This window comes from Vibrio sp. Vb1166 (assembly GCF_033338695.1).
GTDB lineage: Bacteria > Pseudomonadota > Gammaproteobacteria > Enterobacterales > Vibrionaceae > Vibrio > Vibrio alginolyticus.
Map to the genome: position 1 here is coordinate 58,251 of NZ_JAWOTE010000018.1, position 15,898 is coordinate 74,148.

General features: G+C 44.8%; 15 protein-coding genes. 2 read left to right on the forward strand and 13 right to left on the reverse strand.

Annotation, left to right across the window (positions count from 1 at the left end):
• Positions 1–374: 374 nt before the first annotated feature.
• The gene (locus R7E51_RS17225; protein WP_005376877.1) at positions 375–851 is read left to right on the forward strand and encodes a MarR family winged helix-turn-helix transcriptional regulator; all 477 of its coding nucleotides are present in this window, start codon (positions 375–377) and stop codon (positions 849–851) included.
• 40 nt (positions 852–891) lie between these two features.
• Here R7E51_RS17225 and R7E51_RS17230 read toward each other — a convergent pair whose 3' ends face one another.
• The 6 genes from R7E51_RS17230 to R7E51_RS17255 all read right to left on the reverse strand — a co-directional run bounded on the left by R7E51_RS17230 (position 892) and on the right by R7E51_RS17255 (position 6,894).
• Positions 892–1,530, reverse strand: a complete 639-nt coding sequence (locus R7E51_RS17230) for a response regulator (RefSeq protein WP_005376875.1) — start codon at positions 1,528–1,530, stop codon at positions 892–894.
• Complete coding sequence (locus tag R7E51_RS17235; protein WP_005386831.1) at positions 1,523–2,878, reverse strand: cache domain-containing protein; 1,356 nt, start codon at positions 2,876–2,878, stop codon at positions 1,523–1,525. Before R7E51_RS17235 ends, R7E51_RS17230 begins: the two co-directional genes overlap by 8 nt.
• Before the next feature lie 151 nt (positions 2,879–3,029).
• A complete protein-coding gene (locus R7E51_RS17240) occupies positions 3,030–4,316 on the reverse strand; it encodes a TRAP transporter large permease (protein WP_005376871.1) in 1,287 nt (428 codons plus the stop codon).
• 12 nt (positions 4,317–4,328) lie between these two features.
• Positions 4,329–4,868 (reverse strand): TRAP transporter small permease subunit, encoded by a 540-nt coding sequence (locus R7E51_RS17245; protein WP_053306570.1) that lies wholly within the window; start codon positions 4,866–4,868, stop codon positions 4,329–4,331.
• Positions 4,869–4,983: 115 nt separating this feature from the next.
• Positions 4,984–6,075, reverse strand: a complete 1,092-nt coding sequence (locus tag R7E51_RS17250; protein WP_017636112.1) for a TRAP transporter substrate-binding protein — start codon at positions 6,073–6,075, stop codon at positions 4,984–4,986.
• Between the two features lie 414 nt (positions 6,076–6,489).
• Positions 6,490–6,894 (reverse strand): hypothetical protein, encoded by a 405-nt coding sequence (locus R7E51_RS17255; RefSeq protein WP_005376863.1) that lies wholly within the window; start codon positions 6,892–6,894, stop codon positions 6,490–6,492.
• Positions 6,895–7,167: 273 nt separating this feature from the next.
• Between R7E51_RS17255 and R7E51_RS17260 the strand changes: the two genes are divergently transcribed.
• Entirely contained in the window at positions 7,168–7,833 is a 666-nt protein-coding gene (locus R7E51_RS17260) for a DUF2982 domain-containing protein (protein WP_005386825.1), read from the forward strand.
• Between the two features lie 18 nt (positions 7,834–7,851).
• Here the strand turns inward: R7E51_RS17260 and R7E51_RS17265 are convergent, their stop codons facing one another.
• The 7 genes from R7E51_RS17265 to R7E51_RS17295 form a co-directional block, all read right to left on the reverse strand.
• On the reverse strand, positions 7,852–8,508 hold the full coding sequence (locus R7E51_RS17265; RefSeq protein ID WP_005386824.1) for an MBL fold metallo-hydrolase: 657 nt from the start codon (positions 8,506–8,508) through the stop codon (positions 7,852–7,854).
• Positions 8,509–8,637: 129 nt separating this feature from the next.
• Positions 8,638–9,186 (reverse strand): DUF882 domain-containing protein, encoded by a 549-nt coding sequence (locus R7E51_RS17270; RefSeq protein ID WP_031778936.1) that lies wholly within the window; start codon positions 9,184–9,186, stop codon positions 8,638–8,640.
• 166 nt (positions 9,187–9,352) lie between these two features.
• Positions 9,353–10,894 carry a L,D-transpeptidase family protein gene (locus R7E51_RS17275; RefSeq protein ID WP_005376852.1) on the reverse strand — a complete coding sequence of 514 codons (1,542 nt, stop codon included), beginning with the start codon at positions 10,892–10,894 and terminating at the stop codon, positions 9,353–9,355.
• A 153-nt stretch (positions 10,895–11,047) separates the two neighbouring features.
• Positions 11,048–12,130: a DUF1513 domain-containing protein gene (locus tag R7E51_RS17280; RefSeq protein ID WP_017820460.1), complete on the reverse strand. Its 1,083-nt coding sequence runs from the start codon at positions 12,128–12,130 to the stop codon at positions 11,048–11,050.
• On the reverse strand, positions 12,111–13,148 hold the full coding sequence (locus R7E51_RS17285; RefSeq protein WP_005386819.1) for an imelysin family protein: 1,038 nt from the start codon (positions 13,146–13,148) through the stop codon (positions 12,111–12,113). Before R7E51_RS17285 ends, R7E51_RS17280 begins: the two co-directional genes overlap by 20 nt.
• A 10-nt stretch (positions 13,149–13,158) precedes the next feature.
• Positions 13,159–14,541 (reverse strand): di-heme oxidoreductase family protein, encoded by a 1,383-nt coding sequence (locus R7E51_RS17290; protein ID WP_206957882.1) that lies wholly within the window; start codon positions 14,539–14,541, stop codon positions 13,159–13,161.
• A 92-nt stretch (positions 14,542–14,633) separates the two neighbouring features.
• Positions 14,634–15,896 carry an imelysin family protein gene (locus R7E51_RS17295; protein ID WP_206957884.1) on the reverse strand — a complete coding sequence of 421 codons (1,263 nt, stop codon included), beginning with the start codon at positions 15,894–15,896 and terminating at the stop codon, positions 14,634–14,636.
• Positions 15,897–15,898: the final 2 nt, after the last annotated feature.

Below are 15,898 nucleotides of genomic sequence, written 5' to 3' on the forward strand. Positions count from 1 at the left end.
TTTTGTAGTGTTTTTACGTACCAAACAAAAAATCTTTCGAACACGATACGTTTTGCATTCCGTGAAGGCGCAAGATCCTATCATTTGACACGTTTTTGTCTATCTTTTTGCTATTAAAAAAATCCAATAACTTACTTTTCACTGTGTAGTTACGGCCTTTGATAGAACAAATCACTACTACAATAGTTAGACCACAAACATTTATTGCTATAATAATTTTAGCTCTTCTTATTTTGTCGAAAAGGCGCGACAAAATGGTATTGAGGACACGGCGTAAAATTGTAGAGGTAATTTTTGATTTCCCCCCTTTAAATAAGGGCGCATTTAAGTTAGTGTCGCCTCGATAAATGTTCCCTACAGACTGGATGAATAAATTGGAAAAGTACGAAGAAGTATTGGTCTCGATTCGTCAGATCATCCGCGCTATTGATTTACATTCTAAAAAGCTGAGCAAAGAGTCTGGATTGACTGCTCCACAGTTGATTTTGATGCGCGCTATCAATGACTTAGATAACGTGACGATTAAACAGTTGTCTAGCCACACTAACATGAGCCAAGCGACCGCAACGACCATTCTAGATAGACTAGAACGAGGCCAGTTTGTTGAGCGTCAGCGCAGTGTTCAAGACAAGCGTAAAGTGCATGCTGTACTTACGAGCAAGGGCCAAGAAGCCTTAAAACAAGCACCAACGCCGCTGCAAGAGCACTTCATTAATCGATTCCAAAAATTGGAAGAATGGGAGCAATCCCTTCTACTATCTTCCGTTCAACGCATCTCGACGATGATGAATGCAGAGGACATCGATGTTGCTCCAATGCTAGAGCTTGGTAGCATTACCAAAGCCGATTAGTTTCGCTCCCACGTGCTCGCTTTTTGCGGGCACTACTCTCCTACTCAGTCAACCCAGTTTCAAACGCATATTTTGCTAACTCTGCCGTCGAATGTAAGTCCAACTTGTGCTTAATGTTATGGCGATGCGTCTCTACCGTTCGATAACTAATATTGAGTAAAGTGGCGATTTTCTTGCTGCTGTTTCCTTGAGCAACTAATTTAAGTACCGCTTCTTCCCTGCGGCTGAGAGGATTCGTTTTTTGCGTGGCAGGCACCACTTCTTGGGTAAAGAGTGTTTGTGTGACGGATTCACAGAAATACGTCGAGCCTTGGTTCACCGTTTTTATTGCTTGCACCATTTTCTCGGCCGAGATTTCCTTGAGCATATATCCTACGGCACCAGCTTGCATAACCTTCATGATGTACTCGCGATTATCGTGCATGGTCAACATAAGTATTTTGCTCTCTGGGCGAGCTTCTTTAATCACACCAGTCGCTTCAATACCGTTCATTATTGGCATGCTGATATCCATCAATATGACATCCGGTTGCAAGTGCTTTGCGACCTCTATCGCTTCCAAACCATTACTTGCTGTACCCACCACTTCGATGTCAGGCTCTAACTCCAAACGAGCCATGAAGCCATCCAACACCACTTGATGATCATCGACAATCACTACACTAATCGGTTTATCCATAAACTATTTCATCCAAATTAAGCAGCACGGTAATCTCTGTTCCCAAGCCAAGCTCACTCATTAGCTCAAATTCACCACCGATGAACTCTACACGCTCTTGCATGTTCCTTAACCCAATCCCTTGTTGGTGCACTGCTTGGTTAACCACAAATCCAACGCCATCATCACGTATGAGTAATTGCAGCATATTGCCCATTTTTTGCAAAGTAACTGTTACTTTTTTCGCTCGCGCATGTTTTTCAATGTTATTCAAAGACTCCTGAGCGACGCGATATAGCGTCGTTGCGACTTCCGAAGTCAGTTTGTGCTGCTGAGTATCGAAATTGCTCTCGATATCAATCCCGGAATGGGAATGAAAATCCTGTAGCAAGGTCGTCAGTGCTGCTTCTAAACCGATATCATCGAGGGCGCTTGGACGGAGCTGATGAGAAATATGCCGCACCTCATTTATCGCGGTGACGAGCGATCGTTGTGATTTATCTAAGTGGGATTTGAGTTTTTCGTCTTCCAGTCTATGACTCATTAAGTCTAAATGACATTTACTGGAGACTAACAACTGATTGATTCCATCGTGCAGTTCTCGCGCTAAATGCTTTTTCTCATCTTCTTGGAACATCACGGTTTTATGTGCCAATTCTTTCAGGTTCTTATCAGCGAGGCGATGCTCGTGCAGATTGATCGCCAGAGTGAGAACAATGATTACAGCAACGGTCACCGCTAAGATCACGACGACTGAGAAAAATGTCGTTTCGATATTTTTGTTCACTGCCGCGCGCATATTGGCGACTTCTCGGCTGACATCCTCAATATACAGCCCAGTCCCTATCATCCACTCCCACTTATCGAGCCATGCAGCGTAACTAAGCTTAGGGACGACTTCACCCGTAGATGGCTTTTGCCACAGGTACTGATGAAATCCACCACCTGATTGCGCTTGATACAATAAAGCTTCGATTAAGCGATCGCCATTTTCGTCTTCAAGATAGAGTAAGTTTTCCCCGACAAGCTCCGGAAGAACTGGGTGTACAAGGTTGGTACCATATTTATCATAAGCAAAAAAATAGCCGTCCGACCCATAACTCAAACGATTTAAAATCGCTTTCACACGCGTTTTGGCAACACTCTCTTCTAAAGTCGGATCGTTGTAGATGTAAGAAATGGAGTCAAAAGCGACGTCGACCGTATCTTTCAGCGCCGCTTCTTTTGATTGGATCAGGTTTTGATGAAAGATCTCCACCTCCCTTTTGCCAAGGGTCTTAGTTTGATAGATAGAGATCCAGCTGATACTCGCTGACACCAATACCACGGGTATCAGTGTCAGCAGAATTAACTTTGCTTTGAGAGGCATCCCTTCCCTCCATGAAACGCTGCCTTTACAGCTTACTATCTTAGCAGTACAAACGAATCGATTGTGTCTGCATAGACATAATTAACAGCTTAACAACTTGTCTCAAAAGGTAAAAACTCTCAGTTCACAAAATCTCTTTATTATCGAGTGATTAACTCATACCGTAAAAACCTGGGAAAAACAGCAAAGACGCCAACACAACAATCTGAATCGCGATGAATGGCATCACACCTTTGTAGATATCACGCGTAGTAACCCCTGCTGGAGCGACACCTTTTAGATAAAACAAACTAAAGCCAAATGGCGGTGTGAGGAACGACGTCTGCAAGTTCATCGCAATAAGAATCGCAAACCACGTCATATTAATGCCCATCAATTCAGCGACTGGCGCAATAATTGGCACGATGATAAAACAGATTTCAACGAAGTCGATAAAGAAACCTAAAATCAGAATCACCACCATGGTAATAATAAGGAATCCCCACTTTTCACCCGGCAGTTCTAACATCCACTCTTCAACTAAATAATCACCACCAGTGTAGGTAAATGCCATTGAGAAGGCGGTCGCACCAAGTAAGATCGCAAAGACCATTGCGGTTACTTTAACTGTCTCTTTTGATGCATCATAAATCATCGACCAACTAAACTGCTTATACAATAGCGATAAAATAATCGCACCTGCACCACCCAGTGCCGCTGACTCTGTTGGTGTTGCAATCCCTGCAAAGATGGAGCCCAATACCACGATGATCAATGCTAAAGGTGGCAATACAGCTTTCAGTGCGGTGAGCACTTCTTGTTTACGACTGATCGACTCATCGCGCTCTATCGCCTGTGCGGCTTGAGGGTTCAACTTCGCGTAGATGAGAATATAGATCACATAGGCGCCAACAAGTGTAATACCGGGCCAGATCGCAGCTTGAAATAGGTCCCCTACCGGTACGCCAAGTACATCACCCAACAAGATCAACACGATAGAAGGTGGGATAATTTGGCCCAACGTGCCAGACGCACAAATAGTCCCACACGCTAAACCTTTGTCGTAATTGTACTTGAGCATCACAGGAAGAGATATTAAGCCCATCGCAACAACTGATGCGCCTACCACACCCGTTGAAGCCGCAAGCAATGCGCCAACTAACACGGTAGAAATAGCGATACCACCGCGAACGCCACCGAACAAACGCCCCATTGATTCTAGTAGCTGTTCAGCAAGCTTCGTTTTCTGTAGCACTAGCCCCATAAAAACGAACAGCGGTACGGCCATTAGCACCGTATTTTCCATAATGGACTGAATTCGATATGGCATAAAAGCAAACATCTCGATGCCTTCAGCCCAAACACCAAAAATCAGCGCGATACCACCAAAAGTAAAGGCAACGGGAAATCCCAATAGAAGCGCAAAGAGCGCAACAAAAAACATCACTATACCGATCATAATGACTTCCTTTTACGACTTACCGTTATTACCGGCATAGATGAGATGAGGGTTGACAATTTTGTTGATTGAATGAAGTAACAATCCAATACCACTCACCGCCATAAAGAAAAATGACAGCGGAATCATCGCTTTGATAATCCAACGATATGGTAAGCCACCTGGGTCACCAGACGTCTCGCCTAACGCGTAACTTTCCTTAGCGAAATCAACACCAAACCAAGCTACCAGTAGGCAAAAAGGGAATAAGAAAAATAGTGTGCCTATGATGTCGATGATGGATTGTGCTTTGTAAGATAAGCGTTCATAAAAAATGTCGACGCGAACATGGCCACCGGACTTAATTGCGTAAGGCACACCAAGCAAGAACACGGCAGAGAATAGATGCCATTCCATTTCTTGGAATGCGATAGACACATCATTAAACACGTAACGCATGACAACGTCGTACACAACGTTTGCTAACAACAAAATAAACAGGATGCTGGATAACCATCCGAGGAAATCGCTAAAGCGGTTAAATAATCGCTCAATATAAATAAGACTTCTCATTCCGAACTCCGTGGAACGTTTAGATGCGCTCCGCTATGGTGCGGAGCATTCATTATGAAGTTTTCTTGGGCTTCGATAGCAGGCTAAACCTCTCGGCATCGCCTGCTTCATAACGTTATTGTTGAGCTTGACTGTTTAAGTACGCTCGGTGCGAAATATCTGACCATGGTCGAACTTGATTCATATAGTTCGCTTGCGACTCTTGAATCTCTTTCGCCAAAGCATCTTTTTCTGCATGTTCTTTCAACAAACGATCGTTTGCTTCTCGCAACGCAGCTACTACTTCAGGTGGGAAATCTTTTACTTCAACATTTGGGTATTCAGACTTAATAGATGCCCAGTTTTTGCCACTTTCGTGTTTCGATTGCGTGTACATATCGTAAGCGGCCGTTTTCATGGCTACTTGCAAAATCGCTTTTAGGTCATCAGGTAGACGATTCCAGGTACGCTTGTTAACGAGGAACTGAAGCTCAGTCGCTGGCTCATGCCAACCTGTGTAGTAGTAAGGCGCGATTTTGTGGAAGCCCATACGTAGATCCAGCGATGGACCAACCCATTCCAAGGCATCAATTGTGCGACGCTCTAGAGAAGTATATAGCTCACCAGGGGCGATATTCGTTGGCTTGGCACCTAACTCAGCCAAAATCTCACCAGCAAACCCTGGGATACGCATTTTCAAACCCTGTAAGTCCTCGACGGACTTGATCTCTTTTTGGAACCACCCGCCCATCTGAGTATCGGTATTACCGCCAGGGAAAGACATCAAGTTATGTGGAGAGTACACTTTTTCCATCAGCTCCATACCACCGCCGTAGTAAAACCATGCATACTGCTCAGTTGGCAACATACCGAAGGGCATAGAAGTGAAGTAAAGTGTGTTTGGAACCTTACCCTTCCAGTAATAAGACGCTGAGTGACCCATGTCATACTGACCCGACTTAACCATATCAAACACCCCAAAAGGCGCTTTATGCTTGTTTGCGGAATCAATGCGGATTTGCAAACGTCCGTTGGACATCTCTTCCGCCATTTTGGCCATGTTTTTTGTGGTATCACCAAAAATTGGGAAATTAGGCCCCCAAGTTTCAGCAAGCTTTAAACGATAGACTTTTTCAGCAGCGTTTACAGAAGTCGCTGCGAGTGCCATCGCGGCAGCGACAGCGGTTGTTTTGAGCACTCGTTTTAAAGATTTTTGGATTAGACTCATCGTTCACGTCCTTTATCACCAAGGTTATTGTTGTCATCCATTTCATTAGGATTGGCTGTATTCGGTATAAAAGATGTAACAATGTTGTCTAATGCGAAATGGGCATGAACACGGAAGCGAGTAATTCATCAATAAGGCATTAGCCTAAGGTATTACGTACAAGTACGTAGGACAACCGTCATGACAAAAGACTGTTAATAGCAAAATCAATAAATTATATTTTTATCTATGAATAAAAATAAAAGACAATACGTACGTATTTTTCTGCCAAAAAATTTACATAGTATTTAAGAAAATGTGACAAACCACTTATTGGCAGTGTTAAAGTCAGTACTTAATGCATTATTTCCAATACCAAGATAAAAAAATACCTCGGCATCGGCCGAGGTATTCAATCTAGAACGGTAGCGGTAATTAAACTGCTTTGTAGATAACTTTGTTACCTGCTAACTGCTCTTTTTGAACTAGGTTTTCTTCAAGAAGCTTCTTTAGTGCGCCAGTAGCCCATGATGCCGCTTTAGTATCTTCTTGACCTGCAGCTAGACCGATGCCTTTAGGGTTAATACCTTCAGCATTCGCCATAACGATGTCTAATACTTGTTGTTGCTTAGGAGTAAGGGCAACATCAACTGTTTTCACTGCAGCTACTTTTTTATCAGCTACTACTTTCTCCGCAACAGCTTTTTCAGCAACAGAAGGTGCTACTGCTTTTTCCGCAACAGGCTTCACTGCTTTAGGTGCTGCAGCTAAGTTTGCTACTGTCGCTTTAATGCGTTTTTGCAGTTTCATCTGCACTTTACGCTTATGAGCAAGTCTCATTGAATATTTCTCCAGTTCACTGCATCTCAGCAGGGATGAAAATTTGAAGCGCGTTTTATACCAAAATTCACAAGCAATTTGTAGGTTTTAGCGGCGAAACGCGATGAAAAATGCGCTCAAAGCATAGAACGTCTACTATTTAATCAGATATTTTATGAACGGATTTATTGAATACTGGGTATAAAAACAGAGGTTTGTTTTATTTTAAATGCAAATCAATGCACATAAAGCTACCCACTTATTTTTGGACAAGTATTCGATGAGGTTATAAGCATGGAAACGCTGCACCTAACAAATTCACATTTCAAACCCGACTCCCCTATCAACAGAATACTTTTGTTGCTTGTTGCACTCATCACTTTGTTTTTGGTTGCCATTTCTCCGGGATGGAAGCAAGCCATGTTGTCGGTCATTTTGATGTCTGCAATCGTTGGTTTCGCCATCTTGATGATTAAGAAAAGCCAAGTCACTTTTACGCTGACAGCTTCTCACTTTCAGCAACACCTTTTTAAAGGAGGTTGGGTCGTCCGATGGCGAAATATTGAGTCAATCGGTATTTGTAGCTACCAACAGGAAGGGTGGCACCAACCGCTACCTTGGATCGGTATTCGTCTAAAACACTACTCACCCTACTTAAATTCAATCTGCCCTCGTATAGCGACAGAAATTCTCCTCAGCCAGCGAGCACTGCTTTACTTAGGCGCGAAACAAAATCAGTGTGAAGATAAGTTTGAGGATATAGTGCTTGACCCTAAACCGTATATAAACAGAGATGGGATTGAGTACAAAGGTTTGTTAGCGATGCTCGCCAACCGGATGAAGTATCAGAGAGGCTTTTATGGCTACGATCTATTTATATCAGCAAGTGATCTAGATCGTGAGGCTGAGGATTTTGTGGGACTGACTCGGCGATACTTAGCTGCCGCCGAGCCAGAATAATGCTTAGTACACGCACTTTTAGTAAAGCGGCATCTCGTCAGCAACGAACGGGTTAGTTTTACGCTCATGACCGAAAGTCGATTGAGGGCCGTGACCAGGGACAAACGTGACATCACTGCCTAAAGGCCACAATTTCTCTTTGATAGAACTAATCAACGTATTGAAATCACCTTGTGGGAAGTCAGTTCGACCAATGCTACCGTTAAACAAAACGTCACCCACAAACGCTAAACGCGCTTCTTCACTGTAAAGCACAACGTGACCAGGTGTATGACCAGGTGTGTGGAATACGTTCAGCACTTGATTACCGAAAGTGACAGTGTCACCCTCACTTAGCCATTGGTGCGGTTCAAACGCTTCTGTCAGTGGGAAACCAAACATTTGGCTCTGACCTTCCAAACCTTGCAACCAGAAGTTATCTGCCTTGTGAGGACCAACAATCTCTGTACCGCCAAGCAGTGCAGACAGCGGCTCCGTGCCACCTACGTGGTCCAAGTGACCGTGTGTTAGCACTAGGTTTACCACGTCAACACCCAGCTCTTTGATAAGCATAGCGAGCTGCTTTTCATCGCCGCCTGGGTCAACCACAATGCCTTTCATGGTTTCGTCACACCAGACAATAGAACAGTTTTGAGAGAAAGATGTTACTGGAACAACTTGGTATTTCAGAGCCATAGATAACCTATACCGAATAAATTTGCGTGAAAACTGCCGCAACTATGACACTAAGGCCTAGCGACTTCAAGCTTTGAACTGTGGGTAATCGACGACGTTCTGAGACTAGAAACCTTGTCTCAACTGGCACTACCAGGAACGAACAGCACCCGTATCGATATGAACAAAGTTACTGCCTGGATAATAACCCACGCCACCGGCTTTTAGGCTTAATGCAGCATCACGAACCGTTGAAAGCTTCACGCCGTCTAAACGGAAATCAATGGCCTTTCCTTCCATGTGCATGCTCTTTTTCGCTACACGAGAAGACCCGTTGCGCAGCGAGGCGTTAGTGGCAGGAGAACGGTAACCTGAAATGACGATCACCTCTGCTTCTGTACCAATTAACTTTTGAATTTGACTTATTTGATCGAACAAGCGTCTATCCATGGGATGAACCTCATTTCGTCGATGGTCTCGACAAAACTCATTCAGCCTTTGCAGTTCATCATTAATGTATCGTTTTCCATCGAAATAGCATGTTTCGAGGATCTCTCCAGTATTAAGGTTGTTCATCGCCAGCGCACGTGGCTCGTCAGGGAGTGAAGCCCAAGAAAATGATGGCAGGGCAGACGCCAACACCACACCACCAGCGGTCATTTTAAGGAAATCTCGGCGGGAAAAGTTACGACTTACCATTTCAAAATACAGTGCTCAACAACTAGACAAGTCGTGGACATTAACCAAACACATTTGTCACGTCAAATGCATAAAATGCTCCATCTTGATTTTCAGATGCAGTAATTATTGATTAATTATTGAACGAAAAGAGAATTCTTCGTTTTGTAAATTTTCCTTAAAGATTTCAACTGCGGTGATCGTACTTATAGATATCATCACGGTAGTAAAGCGTTCCCTCTTCCAACCATGCTGTTTGATAAATGATGTGTACTTGAATGCGCTCTCCCAAAGGAACTGACGTGTTAGACCGACGAGAACTTTCTCGCTTTTTCGCTAAACGTTCTTCCAGCCCCTGAGTTTTGAACAGAAGTTCTGCTAACTGGTCTGCATGTTCTACACGAACACATCCTGAGCTGAATGCGCGTCTGTCCTGTTCAAACAAGTTCTTACTTGGCGTGTCATGCAAATAAATAGCTTGTGGGTTAGGCATATTGAACTTGTACAATCCCAGTGCATTTTGTAAGCCCGACGCCTGTCGCATACGATAAGGAAATGTTCTCGGATTCACCGTTGCCCAATTGATGGTTGTAGGGTCAATAATTTCGTTCGAAGTCCAAGACCGAATGATTTGAATGTTATGGTTAATCAAATACATCGGATTACGTTTTACTTTAGGAATAATGTCTTTAACCATGATAGTCCAAGGCACGTTCCAAGTTGGGTTGAGAATAACTGAATCCAATGCCACCGACATGATGGGTGTTTTTCTTGATGCTCTCCCTACCACAACTTTAGACTCAAACAAGGGTTGACCGTCATGCCAATACGTGACTTCGTATCCAGGCACGTTAACAAAGACAACATTATCCCTTTCTTTCGACCAAATTCTTGAACGCTCAGAATTCAACGCCAGCAGATGCAATCGCTCTTGAGGAGAAAAGTTGATCCACCGAATGGTATTCGGGCCGATAACGCCATCTTCTTTCAAACCATGAATACGCTGGAACTCTTTTATCGCAAGCTCTAATTGTTCGTCATATTCTTCAGTGACTAAATCCAAGTAAGAAACATCTACGCCTACGATCTCCATTCGCTCAATCAATAGGGGTCTGTTTTCTAATATATCGCCAACACGTGCTAGCCCAGTTTGTTGATAGGCAGGATATTGGTACTGAGAATGTTCCGATAGCGAAGAATAGGCGGAGTAGAAAGCATCATCTGTTTGTAATGGAGACCGGAGACTTGCCAAAAACTGACCAAGTTTGCCAACCGTAATCTCATTACTCAGAACCGATAAAGTATCGATGCTAGGAGCGGGTAACGTAACATGGGCTTTGTCTGTAAATAGCCAATTAATCCCTTCTTCGGGGAGTTGCTCAAGATAACTAAGGTACATCAAGAGTGAATCTGTCATCACTAAATCGAAGTCGAGATTATCTCCCTGCCACCTTACTTGGTTTATCCGGTGAAGTTGATTTTCGAATTCATCGGTGACATCCGCAAGTGCAACCAGGTTTACTTGAAAAAGAAACTGCTCAATATCACTTTCATTTTCCCAGTTCAAACGGTAATTGGTGCTTTGATACAGTTGATCAATCACCTCTGGATAATGGATCATTTTTTCTACAGACAGCTTTTGTACCGCTCCCTCTTGCTCGACTTGCGCTGAAGCTTCGAGAGAAACGACGGTGGAAAAGCTGCAAAACGGCACCAGAAGTGCCGTCATGATTAAAACCCTAGCAAACACTGAAATGATCCTTGCGCTACTTGCCATAATAAAAAGTATGGCAAATATCTCACAGCTTGCAGGTTTAAAATTAAGAATCTGATGCCGAAAACGACAACAAAACTCTCTATAAGTAATTACTCAATGATCTTTCTAGATAATTCTCGACCAATGGTTGTCCCATTGCACTCCGCTTGCGAAGGTACTTTTTGACTCCTCTGGTCTTTGCTCTACCACTTTTCCCGCCCCAGAGCTGACTCGGAACTCATCGCCATAGACCACAACACCGGAGGCATCTGGTAACGCACTTAGCTCGACCAATTTGCCCGTAGATTTAGACCATATACCATAACAACTGCCCGGAGGCGAAGTGGCTAAGATCCATTCATCGGTTGCTGCAATACTCGCAACGTAGTGATTGAAACGCGCCCACTCTTCAGGCTCAGCTTGAAGATCTTGCATTTCACCACCACGCGTGTGCATGGCGATCAAGGCTGGATACTCATCCGGCTCACCACGATATTGCTGCCCACAAAGCACGGTTTCCGCACCATCATGGGCTAAGTGGCGAATACTCAACTTGTGATCCGGTAAAGAAACCTGATCCAGCAACGCACCATCTTGTGAAAGATAACTTAAGCTCGGTTTCATCGTTTCAAGGTTCAGTGGTTCACGGCCGTTGGTGTGTACGCCACCGACGCCAATCGCTAGTGCGCCGTCAGGCATCATGATCACTTCATGCGGGCCAAGGCCAAAACCTGTTAACTCATCGATTTTTTGATATTGCTTCTGCACATCATAAACACCAATGATCCCGCGACTTGTCCCCCTCTCCCCTTCTGTGGCAAATAGCAATGTGCCGTCATGGGAGTAAACGCCATGCCCATAGAAATGGCGATTTGGCTTTGCTAGTTGCAGTTTGATCATCTGCCCTGAGCGATAATCAAATACCATGAAGAAAGTACCTGGTCGACGACCAAAAACTACGGCGTGGCCTTGTTGGTTGGTTGCTACACCGTGACCACGCTCAGGAATCGGCAATGAAGATAGCGGCATACCATGCTCATCCGCTACCACCGCTGCATATTTATCTCGGCCAATGATAGAGCAGCCGATCAACGCAGGCTCACGTGAGCTTGTTGAAGCACAACCAAATGGCATCATAGGTGTAGCCGCCCCGAATAGAGCGGCTTTCAGTAAGTTTCGGCGGGTTTGATCAGTCACCATCGGTTGCATTAAATCCTATAACCACGCCAAGCTCGATCGCCACTTCTTCGTGAATCAGGTACTTCAATTGCTCTAGCTTATTGTACTGAGCGAGCACCATGCGATAGCCTTCTTTTGTTTGTAGTGCAGCAAACAAGCTCTTATCTTCTGGCCAAGTTTCTAACGCCATTTCAAACTGATGAACAACACGGTCTGCGAGATCTTCATGGCCTTGCTCTCTTAGTAGCGCATCTAGACCATTCCCGTTAGCAAAGTACAACGCTTCCATCCCTTGAAGGTTGGCTTTTAAGTTTGAAAGCGAGGTCTCTGAACGCCACGATTCTGAGAAATACGGGCGAGGCTTGCCAATCTTCGCTAGCGGTCGACTCAACTTCTTCATGCTGTATTCAAGCTGATTAGAGAGCAGTGAAATGTACTCAGATTCCCATTCCGTCATCTCTAGCGATTTCCAAGGATTCTCTGCCCAAGAATCCGCAATGATCTGCGCTTTGTTATCGAGGTTTTCTGCAATCGAAACGCCTGTCGCACAAGTATTGTTGTTGCTAGATAAGGTCGACGCTTTATCGTAAAGCAGCCATTCCAGTGCCCCTAAACCTTGCACGGTGACACTTTGGGTGGAAATATCTTCTGCACTCCAAGCTTGATCAGATTTCGTCAGTACAGACATCTTACGACCAGTGGTGTTCTTTTTATCTGGCCAAAACTGAACATTCCAGCTTTGCTCCAACGCCATAGCAGGGCCACGTTCTTGACCTTGTAACGCCATCCACGCAAGCATAGTTTGATGCCATTGCTGTTTTACTTGTGCATCATCTTTCGACTCTGATGCGCAGTAATCCGCGAAGCGTTGTTCAAGTTCTGTGGTTTGCGCTAAAAACGTCTGCGCTGATTGAAACTCGACCTCGTACACGCTTTGAGAAATATGGCTTGTACTCTCAGGCTTGGCTGAGCTCGAACCGACGGTCGATTGGCAACCAACCAAACTTAACGTTGCAGCAATCGCACTCACTAACAGTGTTTTTTTCATGGTTGCTTCCTTATAGAGAGTTCAGAAACGCAATCAATGCGTCACGTTCTTTTTTGTTCAGTGCCAAAACGTTTTGTTTCGCCGTTTCAGCTTCGCCGCCGTGCCACAACACCGCTTCCATCAGGTTACGAGCGCGGCCATCATGTAAGAAGTAAGTGTGTCCGTTTACTTCTTCGGTATAACCAATACCCCATAGCGGTGCCGTTCGCCATTCACGGCCGTTTGCTAAGTATTCCGGACGGTTATCGGCTAAGCCTTCACCCATGTCATGCAGAAGCATGTCTGTGTATGGGTGGATAAGCTGCTCAGAAAGCGCTGGTAACTCTGGTCGCTTGGCCGTTTTAACACTGGTCTTATGGCAGCTTTCACAGCCAGACGCAGCAAAGATTTGCTGACCAAGCTTCACATTAGGATCATTGATATTACGGCGAATAGGTACTGCTAAGTGCTGGCTGTAAAACTCAACGAAGTCGAGAATATTTTCACTCACTTCTGGTTTACCGCCATTTGGCATGTCGTCACAAATACTTTGTTTCGAGGTGCAGTTTTCGTTCGGGAATAAATGGCTCGTAAGACCCACATCACCATTGAACGCCGCCGCATTTTGCTGCATTAGCGTCGGTTGTCCTGCTTTCCAGCCAAAACGACCAATCGAGAAGTCGTCCTTCTCAATATCCCACACCTTATTGACTTTGCCTGAGATACCGTCTTTGTCGGCATCTTGTTCATCAGCCCAAGCAAGTAGCGTTTCGTCGGGAATACTCTCTAACAAACCAAGGCCGATCATTGGCGGTGCCACGCGTGCTGAGAACTCGGTATCAGGGTGCATATCGCCGTAACCCAGATCGGTAATGTTCAAATGAGGTTTTCTTAGCGTCACCGTCGTACCGTCTTTAAATTTCACTGGGACATCGGTGTAAGTGATTTCGATTTTGCCTTCTGGCGTTTGATCTTGCAGGGCGAAATCTTGAAGCTGGCCACCATAAGTCGGCTCAGGTATGCCGCCATCTTTGATGTAAGCTTTCTTTTGTTCTGGCGTCATCGCAGGAATGCTTAAGCGCACTAACATAGACACGGCATGTAAATCATCTTTCTCTGGCGGATGACCACGACCGTCTTTGATGTGACAATTCTGACAACCATTGGTGTTAAAAAGCGGGCCTAAGCCATCACGAGCGTCTGTTGACGCTGGCGCTTGTACCCAAGGGTTGCGGAAAAAGCTGTTACCGACGCTAAAATCGAGGCGTTTGCTCATTGGCAAGTTAGCAGCAGGAAGAGAATAGGCATTCGCGCCGTCTTTTTTAACACTGGTTTTGCCACCAGACTTAACATCATAAGCCATGGCAGAAGAAGAAAGGATCGCGGCTAGCGCAGAAATTAGGTATGGCTTCATATCATTGCTCTACATAGACAACAAGGGTGATAACAACGAGCTCAAACGTCAAAAGGGCTCACAAAGAGCCCTTATTTATTATGGTTTTCTTATTAAAACTCGTGGTCAGCAGTATCAGGGCTTAGGCTGTCGATGCCGACAATGCTTGCCGCACGCTCAATCGCACCGGTTTGTGCTACCAACGACATGATGGTGTCGTTTACTAGCGCGTTGCCTTGTGCGTTACCCGCTGCAATAAGTTGGTCAAAGTGCTGGTTGTTCTTCTCTGCAGAAGTCACTAGCTCACCAACTTGGCTACGTGTTGTATCAAACTGCTTTTGAATTTCGGTCGCGGCTTTCTTGTCTTTTTGAGCAACAAGGTCAGCGATACTTGGACCAGATAGCGCTTTGCCGTTTACACCTTTGTATGTACCTGTGTAAACGTTGTAGATGCCTTGCTCATTGTAGTAGTGAGAGTTGTGCGTGTTGTCTGAGAAACAATCGTGTTCGTCTTCAGTCGAGTTTGCCTCTAGTGCCACCTTCATGCGCTCACCCGCTAGCTCACCTAGAGAAAGAGAACCCATGCCGAATAGCATCTTACGTAGACCATTCTCAGCAGATTCATTTAGTAGCTCTTCACGGTAGTTGCCTTTCACTTCTGCGGACCACTGCTTTTCCATCCACTCAAGGTCTTGAACCAGTAGATCAGCGGCCGCTTTTAGGTACTCACCACGACGATCACAATGACCATTCGTACACTCAGAACCGACAACGAAATCAGTGTAAGCACGTTGACCTGCACCCGCGTTAGTGCCGTTTAGGTCTTGACCCCAAAGCAAGAATTCAATCGCGTGGTAACCTGATGCAACGTTTGCCTCAGAACCGCCTACTTCGTTTAGATCCGCTAGCAATTCTGGAGTGATTTTTGAAACGTCCAGTTTAGAAGCACCGATCTGTAGGCTAGTGTTCGCGATGATGTTGGCAGCAGCGCCCTCGTTACCCAATTCGTATTGGTAATCAGCCGCTACGTAGTCAATCAAACCTTCATCAAGTGGCCATGCGTTCAGCTGACCTTCCCAATCATCAACAATCGCGTTACCAAAACGGAAAACTTCAGACTGTTGGTAAGGCACGCGAGAATCTAGCCAAGCTTGTTTTACTTCTTCAAGCTTTTTCGCTGATGGTGATTGTAGAAACTCGTCGATTTTCACATCAAGCGCTTTCGCTGTTGTTACTGAATCAGCAAATACAGCATGGGCAACGTCCGCGTAATGTTCGACTACTTGTTGTTTAGTTACTGTGGCAGCAACGGTAGAACCACTGGCAATGAGGAGTGATGCAGCAATAGATTGGACTAAAACTTTTTTTGCATTCATCT